The organism is Actinomycetota bacterium, from assembly GCA_040755895.1.
In the GTDB taxonomy this organism is placed as follows: domain Bacteria; phylum Actinomycetota; class Aquicultoria; order Subteraquimicrobiales; family Subteraquimicrobiaceae; genus Subteraquimicrobium.
The window spans coordinates 1-11,052 of sequence record JBFMAG010000043.1; the positions used below are offsets into that span (position 1 = coordinate 1).

Annotated in this window: 9 protein-coding genes; all 9 read right to left on the bottom strand. The window is 44.9% G+C overall.

The window, feature by feature from the left end:
• Positions 1 to 528 (bottom strand): glycosyltransferase family 2 protein (locus AB1466_01915; GenBank protein ID MEW6188858.1); only part of this gene is annotated, 528 nt, incomplete at its 3' end.
• Entirely contained in the window at positions 528 to 1,559 is a 1,032-nt protein-coding gene (locus tag AB1466_01920) for a class I SAM-dependent methyltransferase (protein MEW6188859.1), read from the bottom strand. The genes AB1466_01920 and AB1466_01915, both read right to left, overlap by 1 nt.
• Before the next feature lie 128 nt (positions 1,560 to 1,687).
• Positions 1,688 to 1,912, bottom strand: coding sequence for a class I SAM-dependent methyltransferase (locus AB1466_01925; GenBank protein ID MEW6188860.1), 225 nt, complete (start codon positions 1,910 to 1,912; stop codon positions 1,688 to 1,690).
• 330 nt (positions 1,913 to 2,242) lie between these two features.
• Positions 2,243 to 3,355, bottom strand: a complete 1,113-nt coding sequence (gene wecB / locus AB1466_01930) for a UDP-N-acetylglucosamine 2-epimerase (non-hydrolyzing) (GenBank protein MEW6188861.1) — start codon at positions 3,353 to 3,355, stop codon at positions 2,243 to 2,245.
• Positions 3,356 to 3,419: 64 nt separating this feature from the next.
• Entirely contained in the window at positions 3,420 to 4,367 is a 948-nt protein-coding gene (locus tag AB1466_01935; protein ID MEW6188862.1) for an NAD-dependent epimerase/dehydratase family protein, read from the bottom strand.
• Complete coding sequence (locus AB1466_01940; protein MEW6188863.1) at positions 4,345 to 5,745, bottom strand: hypothetical protein; 1,401 nt, start codon at positions 5,743 to 5,745, stop codon at positions 4,345 to 4,347. The genes AB1466_01935 and AB1466_01940 overlap by 23 nt, the downstream gene beginning before the upstream one ends.
• A 43-nt stretch (positions 5,746 to 5,788) precedes the next feature.
• Positions 5,789 to 6,865, bottom strand: coding sequence for a DNA integrity scanning diadenylate cyclase DisA (gene disA, locus AB1466_01945; protein MEW6188864.1), 1,077 nt, complete (start codon positions 6,863 to 6,865; stop codon positions 5,789 to 5,791).
• Positions 6,866 to 6,892: 27 nt separating this feature from the next.
• The gene (gene radA, locus AB1466_01950; protein ID MEW6188865.1) at positions 6,893 to 8,278 is read right to left on the bottom strand and encodes a DNA repair protein RadA; all 1,386 of its coding nucleotides are present in this window, start codon (positions 8,276 to 8,278) and stop codon (positions 6,893 to 6,895) included.
• Entirely contained in the window at positions 8,275 to 10,728 is a 2,454-nt protein-coding gene (locus AB1466_01955) for an ATP-dependent Clp protease ATP-binding subunit (protein MEW6188866.1), read from the bottom strand. Before AB1466_01955 ends, radA begins: the two co-directional genes overlap by 4 nt.
• Between the last annotated feature and the right edge of the window lie 324 nt (positions 10,729 to 11,052).

Below are 11,052 nucleotides of genomic sequence, written 5' to 3' on the forward strand. Positions count from 1 at the left end.
TCCGGCAACAATAGGTACCTTTCTCTCTCTTCTTTGGAGCCAGACAGTAAGAACATGGCTTATTTTACTTTTCTGGACTCGGTGGGGGGTAAAGAACTTTTGCAACATCTCTCCGAAAATTGAGGGAAACCACCCCCATGGCATTTGAATTATTTCCTCGTCTTGTTTGATGAGTTGAGGCCCTAAGATACCCACTTTTGGATGGGTATCCATGTATTCAACCATTTTTGGAAGAGAATCTCGGAGAACCTGAGTGTCGCTGTTTAAAAGAAGAATATAGTCTCCCCCACTACTTTTAATTCCCAGATTATTAGCTTTAGAAAAGCCGAGATTTTCTTTATTTTTAATCAGCTTTACCTGCGGGAGTTCTTTCTCCACCATCTCGGGGCTTCCATCGGTGGAGGCATTATCAACTACAAAGACTTCAAAATCATCTTTTGGCGGATTTTGGTAAATCGATTGCAAACAGTTTCTTAACAAATCCCTTGTGTTCCAATTGACGATGACAATGGAAAGACCAACTCTCATTACTTGCCTTCCTCGCCTTTAAATTCTATCCCACTATTTCCAGGTTTGGTTTTCTTTGCATGCACCTCAATGAACCATCCGATTCTCATTAAATCAAGAAAATAGGAGAAAGGGGCAAATAACCACCTAAAGGTGCGAATACGGGTAAAACGAATGAAGGGTAATGTAAACTCCATACTTGCTAGAACTCCAAAAGGATCAGAACAGTAAGCGAGTTTGATAATCGTAAAGTTTGCTTTCTGTAAGAGCTGTCTAAGAGTTTTCGGAGAGAAATCGTAGAGATGGCGTGGTACCTCCCAGCCAACCCAGCGGCTTTTGAATACTTTTGCTTCCAAACTTGCCACATTTGGCACCCCTATGATTAATGTCCCATTAGGCTTTAAGATTCTATTGAGTTCTATACATGCTTCTTTTGGGTTTGGAAGATGTTCTAAAACATGCCACAGAGTAATCAAGTCAAAATAATTATCGGGAAAGGTAATTTCTTCCAGGGTTCCTGTTTTTACATTCAAACTTAGCTTATCTCGAGCAAAGACACTTGCCTTTTTGCTTGGTTCGATACCGTATGTTTCCCAGCCTAATTGTTTCATAAGTTGTAAGTATTCTCCACTGCCACAACCCACATCTAATACTCGCCCACCTTGTTGATATGGAAGCATCCTTGAAAGTCGTTTTCTAAAAAATGGAGCCAAAAAATTTGCTATTGATTTTAAAAGGGGAGAAAATCGGTCAACTTCTTGAGAAGGTGAAGGATAACCATAATATTTTTTAAGAATTGTCCAGCGGGTAAGTTCTTTTAAGGTAGAGGAAGACTTTAGATGAGGCGAAAAAGCATAATACTTATTTTCTGGATAAAAATTTCTAATTGCCTGTGGAGTTGGGCGAGGATTAATAAAAATCAAATCACATTTTCGACATTGAACGAGTTTAAATTCTCCTTCCAGTCCATACATTCGGTCTCTTCCAATAAATAGTAAGTCGTGTGATTTAGAACCGCATAGATTACAATCCACATACTCAACATCTTCCACGAGTCCTCGCCTACCTATTTTGATGAATGAATTATCAGCATTTAATGGTATTTTCAGCAAAAAAGAAGATACAGAGATTTAAAGTTTCTTTTCTATTGCTCATTTTGTAAGAATGGATTCAATGTAACTTATAGAGACTCTTCTACTTTTTTGTATTTCCCGTCTTTTTTTGCGGTTACAATATTAAAGTCGCCCCATTCTTTAGGAGTGTTTTCTAATGGACCTTCTGCTACATTAAAGCCACTGCGTTTTAACTCTTTAACAGCAGCCTTGGCAATTTCAATTCCGTATGGCGCGTACCCTTGTTGCCTTAGTGCTAAAAGAAAACTTCCACTCCCACACCCTATGTCCAATACTTTAGCACCTTGTTAAAATGTTTCTTGATCCATCGCAGGGCATAGAGCTGGTTTAATTCAAGGAATTTACGACTTTTTTGGGTGTGTTCTAAGAAAAGAAGCGATACGAAGGCATTCAGTATAAGCGAAGTCAATATCTTCCTCCTCGTACCATTCATTGTAGAGGTTTGAGTCGTAATCCATCGGATCGGAAAATTCAAGATGGCAAAGAGGAACACTTCAATATCTTGAATTTTTCTACTTTCTCAATCAAGGAAAAACCTTGTTTTTTCTCACATACGGGACATTTTAGCATACTTTTTATCCTTAAGGGTAAAATTAATTTTCTTATCTCACTTGTAGAAGTTCAATGATTCTTTCTGATGCTTTGCCGTCGCCGTATGGATTCTTTGCTTGCGCCATTTTTTGATATTCATCTTTGTTGTTTAGCAAAAGCGAAGTCTCAGCAATTATTTTATCGGTACTTCTCCCCACCAGTTTAGCTGTTCCAGCTTCGATTGCCTCTGGTCTTTCAGTTACTTCTCGCATCACCAAGACAGGTTTTCCGAGCGATGGTGCCTCTTCTTGTATCCCACCGGAATCGGTAAGAATTAAGTAAGACTTATTCATCAGATGAACAAAAGGGACATAATCTAACGGAGCAACAAGATGAACTCTTTCGCTACTGCCCAAGATTTTTTTTGCGGCTTCCTGTACCTTTGGGCTCAAGTGTACTGAAAAGACCACCTCTACATCGGGATTAGTTTCGACAATCTTTTTGACGGCTTCACAAATGTTATTTAATGGCGCTCCCCAACTTTCTCTTCTGTGAGCTGTTACCGTAATTACTTTTTTTGAGAAGTCAACTTCACTTAGAGGTGGCTGATCGAAGCTGTATTCTTTTTTTACGGTGGCAAGGAGGGCATCGATTACTGTGTTTCCTGTTACATGGATTGATTCAGGTGTGATTCCTTCTACAATCAGATTCTTTTTGGCTGTCTCTGTGGGGGCAAAATGGATGTCTGCTAGGTGGGAAGTAAGCCTGCGATTTATTTCTTCCGGAAATGGATGATACTTATCCTTTGTCCGTAGCCCAGCTTCCACGTGTCCGATTGGAATTTTAAGATAAAAAGCCGTGAGTGCTACAAAGAAAGTGGTGCTGGTATCCCCTTGGACTAATAGAATATCTGGTTTCTCTTTCTCTAAAATTGGCTTTAGACCAGCAAGCGATTTTGTAGCGATATCAAATAATTCTTGCTCGGGTTGCATGATGTTAAGGTCATAATCTGGGGTGATTTCAAAAAGATTTAAGACTTGGTCGAGCATCTCGCGGTGCTGAGCGGTTACCACAACTACTGTTTGGAATTTTTCAGGCTGCTTTTCCAACTCTTTAATCACTGGTGCAAGTTTAATGGCTTCTGGTCTCGTGCCAAAGACCGTCATTACCTTCAGCTTTCCCATTGAACTCACCCTCGCCCTTAAAATAGCTACCCTATCAGGGATTATTCTTTTCACGTTTCAAATTCTATTTCGTTTTAATTCTATTTCTAAAGTAATCGGCAGTGAGCCTCAGACCCTTCATTAAATCCGTGGTCGCCTCCCAACCGAGTTCCTTTCGAGCCAAGTCGGGCGCCAGAAATATCTTATCCAGCTCTCCGGGTCGGGGAGGGCAATATATTGGATCTTGGGCAAAACCAATAATGCTACTTAAGTTCTTGAAAAGTTCATTGACCGAGGTCCCAATTCCGGTCCCAATATTTACCGCCACATTATCTCCCCCCAATAGCGCAATGATGTTAGCCTCGACCACATCCTCGACATATACGTAATCCCTGAGCTGATCACCCGTGCCAAAGATTTTGGGAGGCGTGCCTTCAAGCATCTGAGAACAAAAGATGGCGATAACGCCCGCCTCTCCAAGTGGATCCTGGCGCGGTCCATAGACATTCCCATAACGCAAGATTGTAAATTTAAGCCCATGGACGTCGCGGTAAGCCTGAATATAAAATTCGCCGGAAAGCTTGCTCACTCCGTAGGGGGAGATGGGTTTTTGGGGATGTACCTCATCAACAGGGAGATATTGAGGTTCACCGTAGATGGCGCCACCCGATGAGGCGAAAATAATCTTTTTCACCTTGCATTCCACACAAGCCTCAAGAATATTGATCGTCCCCAGGATATTTGCTCGAGCATCGAATTTCGGATATGTCACCGACTTTCGGACATCGATTTGAGCTGCATGATGATTGACCACCTCTGGTTGTTCCTTTTCAAAAACATCGATTAAATTCTCATCCTGGATATCCATCCTATAAAACTTGGCGGATGGATTTAAATTTTCTTCCTTGCCAGTGGAAAGATCATCCACAACGATAACCTCATGTCCTTGGGCTAAATAGGCGTCGACAACGTGTGAACCTATGAATCCCGCCCCACCGGTCACCAAAATTTTAATTTGAACATCCCCCCTCATTATTGGAATGGACTTTTGGATTGAATAAAGGATATCCGGAGAGATTTCCAAAGAACATCGGGGCATAAATGAGGATGAATGGCATATAAATAATTCCCCAATAATCTCTCCAGGGACCACCCACGATAAAGAATATAAATACGGGGAGCAATAGGCAAGCCATGAAGATCATCTTCTCCCCCCTCCTTGGAAGCATTAAGACACCGAGTAGAGCCAAGAAAAGAAGGAGGAATTTGAGCATTTCCCCTTTTGCAAAAAAGTTCAAACCGAAACCAAGAGTGGATTTGACGAATCCGAAACCTCCATGTAACCACGCAGATAAATCGAAGGGCGCGTGCACCAACTTAGGTTTTACCGCAAGATAATGGATCATGAAAAAAATTGAGAAGCACACCAAAGGTAAAATCCAGATAATTATTTTCTTTCTGTTCTTTGATGAAACACTAGCCAATAAACCAGCTACGGGAACAAATATCATCAGCTCTCTCGTCAAAACGGCTAGAAGAGCAAAAAGGGCGCTCTCGAACTGCTTATGATAACAAAAAAAGGTTAGAGAGAAGAGGGCAAAGAAAAAACCCCAGTACTCTGCAAAGGGAAACCAAAAGCTCATGGCGGCATAAAGCAGATACGGAGCTAGTAAAAATGATGCCAATAGAGCCCATTCATCGGGGATGAATTTCCTCGCAAAAATGAATGTAGAACAGATACAAAGCAAAGAAAAAAAGGTAAACGCATAATTGAGATAGGTGCCATTGGCGGGCAAAAGAGTTGACCAAATCCAGAAAATTGTCGGTAACCGCCAACCAAAAATGGCTGGAGGAGTACCAGTTAACCTTCGATCTTGATCGAAAGCCATCCCGAAGGCTCGATAGTAGCCATGCCCTCTTTTCATAAGGTAAAAAGTCTTGAGGTAAAGGAATCCATCAAAGGCGTATCCTTCAGGGGCAGGCTCAAAGGAGACCCTCTTGAGTACAAAGGTATTAAAGATGGTGGCATTCACAACGAAGGATAAAAGAATGAAAATCAATAATGAATAAAGAACGAATTTTCGCCTTCCAGCCATACAAAGTTTTACGGAGAATGCAGAACCTAATATGGCAATCAAGCCCTGAATGAGAGAGAGACCGATTTTAGGAATGGATAAGAGGTAAAATGAGGTAGGTGTATATTCAAACAAAAAACATCCAATAAAAGCGGTTGTGAACCCTAAAAGTGTTCCCTTCTCCAAATCTTTAACGAACAACCCCACAAAGAGACCAACGATAAAGGGGATAAAAAAATCTTGAACCGAAGGTGTAATAAAAACCAATACACTATAGAGTAGTAAACCCGCTCCTATGATAAGTGCTATATTTAAAATATTTTTAGTGACCGGCAACTGGTGGGAGTATTCTTCACTTTTCACTTTTATAAATGTGGGGTTAAATATATCTCTCGAGCAGATGATATTCCTTCAATTTCCTAAGACCCTCTTGGATGGCTTTTGCTCGCACTTCTCCGACTCCATCTACATCGTCTAGATCTTTGATGCTCGCCTTGAGAACAGCTTGTAAGTCCTTGAACTTATCCACAATCTTATTGACCACGGACATGGGGAGACGCGGAATTTTTCTTAAGCACCTATATCCACGAGAGTGAACCGCCGAATCCAGGATGTTCACTGGGCCCTCATAGCCCAGAACCTGGCAGAATTCCATTAAATCCAAAAGTTGCACCGGTGAAAGCTTTGAGAGCTCCTGTCTTATGCGTTGAGCCCGCCTGCTATCTCGGCAATAATCCTTGATGACAAGCAATCTTTCCTCCTCCACATTGGCCATGAGTTCATCCAGCTGCATCTCGATTAATCTTCCCTCAACACCAAGTTCAGTTATGTACCGTTCGATTTCCCGAGAGACTCTTTCCACCATCTCCGCTCTCTGAAGTACAGTTGAGACGTCCGAGAGGGTAACCAAATCTTCAAACTCCAAAGCGCTGAGATTGGAGAGCACCTGATCTAGTCGGGTTTTATACCTCTCTAGGGTTTGAAGGGCTTGATTGGCTTTGGATAAAATCACTCGCAAATCCAATAGGACATATTTCATATTACCAACGTATAGGGAGACTACGTCTCGTTTCTGAGAAATAGAGATCACTAAGGCTTTAGTTTGCTTAGCCACCCGTTCGGCGGTTCGATGTCGCATTCCCGTCTCACTGGTGGGTAGGGAGGAATCCGGAACCAGGTGAACATTTGCTCTTAAGATGCGCTTAACCTCCGAATCCAAGATTATTGCACCGTCCATCTTCGCCAGCTCAAAGAGCTTCTGAGAAGTGAGCTTACAATCCAGCTCGAAACCACCGTCGCAGAGCTTTAGAACATCTTCCGTATCGCCAATGACGATCAATGCACCCGTCTTGGCATCGATTATATGCTCCAAAGCCTCCCTCAACTCGGTTCCGGGAGCAACCTTTTTAACGGCTTCGAGTAAAAGCTGTTCTTTCGTCAACTTTCTTCTTGCCATGTTTACCTCTCTCCCGAAACTTACGCTTTACTCCAATATCGCGAGAGCCTCCTTCACCGTTTCCACTGGAAAGATTTCCATATCACAATGAACCCCTTCGCTTTCCTGATGTCCACCTGGAGTGAAGTCTCCCTTTGGGACCGGATGGGGCAAGATAGCTCTCTTAAATCCAAGTTTAGCAGATTCCTTTAGTCTCCTTTCAACATGGCTCACGAATCTGACTTCCCCGGTGAGTCCCACCTCACCGAAGACTACCACATCCGAGGGGATGCTCACATTTTTTCGCGCCGATGCCACGGCCAATATCATCCCCAAATCCACACCTGGCTCCGTGATTCTCACACCACCAGCGACGTTCACATAAACGTCTTGGTTCTCCAATCGCAACCCAACTCTTCTCTCCAACACCGCCAAGCTCAAGGTGAGTCTGTTGAAGTCCAAACCCGTCGCCAGACGGCGGGGGATGGTTAAATACGAAGGAGTCACCAAAGCTTGTAATTCGACTAAAAGGGGGCGGGTTCCTTCCATTGTAGCCACCACCACGGAACCGGAAACATCCGCAGTCCTCTGAGTAAGAAACAGGGCAGAAGGATCGGTGACCTCTCTCAACCCTGAGTTGGTCATCTCAAAAACACCAATCTCATTGGTCGAGCCATATCTATTCTTTACCGCCCGGATGATTCGATAAGACTGGTGGGCTTCACCCTCAAAATAGAGGACCGTATCCACAATATGCTCGAGCACACGAGGTCCAGCGATTGATCCCTCCTTTGTTACATGTCCCACGAGAAAAGCGGGTAGCCCCCTACTCTTTGCAACCTGAAGTAGATAGGTAGTGCATTCCCGAACCTGACTGACGCTACCAGGAGCGGAGGGGACATCTGGGTGGAACATCGTCTGTATGGAGTCGATCACCAAAAGGACGGGGTTTAAAGCTTCGATCTCCCCTCGGATGCGTTCCATATCGGTTTCGGAGAGGATATAAAGGTTTCCGGAGAGCATTCCCAGCCTTTCCGCCCTCATTCGGATCTGGCGTGAGGATTCTTCTCCAGAGACGAGTAAGACCAGACCAACTGTCTGCGCCACGTTGCTAGATGATTGAAGTAGGAGGGTTGACTTACCCACACCCGGTTCTCCGCCAATTAAGATTAGAGAACCGGGGACTATGCCTCCGCCCAAAACCCGATCAAATTCTGGAATGCCTGTGGTGTATCGCTCTTCGCTTAAGGTTGGAATCGTTGTGATTTGTTGAGGAGTTTGCGGAGAAGGTTTCCATTTAAAAACGGTGGAGGAATCGTCTAATGGCTCCTCCACCATCGAGTTCCAACCCCCACAATCGGGACATCTTCCCATCCACTTGGGAGAAAGGTAACCGCACTGCTGACATCTGACCACATATCTTGCCTTGGTCATGCCTCACTCTCACTCGTACTGGTTACTTTCTCACCTTCTCGAGCGCGGAAATAAATCTTTCCGTCTGCAGAGTCGACCACAACCACCTGCGAGCTCTTAAACTCACCGCTCAAGATGGCCTCAGAAAGGGGATCTTCAACCAAGCGTTGAATGGCTCGTCTCAAAGGTCGGGCGCCAAGAGCTGGATCATAACCCTCTTTGACCAGTACCTCTTTAGCCACATCTGTGACCTCTATCTTTATATCCTGACTTCGGAGCTGGATTCTTAATCGATCAAACATTATATCCACAATCTTTTTTATATCCTCTTTAGTGAGTTCACGGAAGACGATGACATCATCGACCCGATTGAGAAACTCCGGACGGAATGTTCGCTTGAGTTCGCTCATTATTTTCTCCTTCATATCCTCGTATGAGAGAGTCCCCTCGGTTGGTTTAGAGAAACCAACTGGAGTGGCCTTCTGGATATATCTAGCTCCAATGTTTGAAGTCATGATTATTATTGAATTCTTGAAGTCCACTGTATGGCCCTGAGCATCGGTTAAGTGCCCATCCTCGAGTATTTGAAGGAGAACATTAAATACATCCGGATGTGCCTTTTCTACCTCGTCGAACAAGATCACAGAGTACGGTCTCCTCCTCACGGCTTCGGTAAGCTGGCCCCCTTCCTCGTAACCCACATAACCTGGGGGAGAGCCCACCAATCGGGAAACGGTGTGCTTTTCCATATACTCCGACATATCGAGCTGAATCAGTGCATCCTCGTCTCCAAAGAGATATTCAGCAAGAGTCCGGGCAAGTTCAGTTTTCCCCACCCCTGAGGGTCCCAGAAAGATGAATGAACCCGTGGGCCGCTTAGGATCCTTTAGGCCAGCGCGAGTTCTTCGTATCGCCCGTGAGACGGATTCTATCGCTTCATCTTGGCTCACCACTCTTTTATGGAGAGCCTCTTCCATCCGAAGCAATTTGGTGCTTTCTTCCTCGGTGAGTCTAAACACAGGTATACCGGTCCAAGTCGACACGATCTGTGCTATCTCTTCCTCGGTTACTTTGATTTTGGTCTCGGGAGTCCATCTCCCCACTTTGGTCCTCTTCTCCGTGATCAAGGCCTTTTCCTTATCACGCAAGCTGGCTACCTTCTCAAATTGCTTAGCTCCTACAGCCGCTTCCTTCTCTCGCTGAATTCGCATGAGTTCTTCCTCAAGCTCGTTAAAATCGGGGGGAGTCGTCATGCTCTTGATTCTCACCCTAGATGCAGCTTCATCGATCAAATCTATGGCTTTGTCCGGAAGATATCTATCAGAAATATATCGATGGGCTAAATTCGCCGCAGCTATCAACGCATCGTCGGTAATGTGTACCTGATGATGCGCTTCATATCGATCCCTCAAACCTTTGAGAATTTCGATGGTCTCGGAGACCGTGGACTCACTAACCAGAATGGGCTGAAATCTCCTCTCCAAAGCAGCATCTTTCTCCACGTGCTTGCGATACTCGTTGAGGGTGGTGGCTCCAATTGTTTGGAGTTCACCCCTTGCCAGAGCGGGCTTTAAAATACTGGCGGCATCGATGGCTCCCTCCGCAGCTCCAGCTCCAACCAGGTTATGCATCTCATCCACAAAGAGGATAATATCCCCGCGTTCCCGAATCTCCTTCATCACCTTCTTCAATCTCTCCTCGAATTCTCCACGGTATTTTGATCCGGCGACGAGGGCACCCAAGTCAAGGGTATAAATCTGTTTGCCCTTCAGAGTTTGAGGGACGTCGCCCACAGCGATGCGTTGTGCCAGACCCTCCACTATAGCGGTCTTGCCCACACCTGGCTCACCGATGAGTACGGGGTTATTTTTGGTACGGCGACTTAAGATCTGCATCACTCTTTCGATTTCCCTCTCCCGGCCAATAACGGGATCGAGCTGCCCCTCCTGGGCAAACTTGGTGAGGTTTCTTCCGAATTCGTCCAATAGCGATGAGCCATAATGTCTCGATCTGCTCCCAGGCGATTTAGACGCGTAATATCCGCTTAAAAGCTGAATAATCTCATTTCGAACCCTTTCGAGATCGGCTCCCAAATTGAAGAGAACCCTTGCGGCTATACCCTCACCTTCTCTCACGAGCCCCAGAAGGATATGCTCTGTACCAATGTAATTGTGTCCCATCTGAAGAGCCTCCCGAAGAGCGAGTTCCAAAGCCTTTTTCGCCCGGGAGGTAAAGGGGATGTGACCCCTGGGGACAGAGCTGCCCTCGCCAGCGAGTTCCCCAACCTGAGCTCTGATATCCTCCAGATTTATACCCAAAGCCTCGAGGGCCCTAACTGCGACGCTTTCCTCCTCTCTGATGAGTCCCAGAAGCAAATGCTCCGTACCGATATAATTTTGATTGAGCATGCGGGCTTCCTCTTGAGCAAAAACCACAACCCGCCGTGCCCTTTCAGTAAACCGCTCAAACACCTTAAGCCTCCGGAGTAAAAAACCAATCCCTTTACTTTATTATTCCCAGCATTGAATCATTCTGTCAACAGAAACTTAAAGATTTAACTTTTCCTTAAAGCAAACGCTTCTCGCTCGTCGGATTCGATACTTCAAGTGGCGACGGGTAACTCAAGATTTGGAGGCATCGAGGAAACGGTTGATCACAAAATCCCGACTTAAAGAGCTTATAAACCACCCGGCTCTTGGACCAGACCTTTTGCCCAATAAACAGAGATAGATGGCTTGAAAAGCCTGGGAAGGAGTTATTCCCAATTCTTTCGCCACTTCATGAATATTATTGTG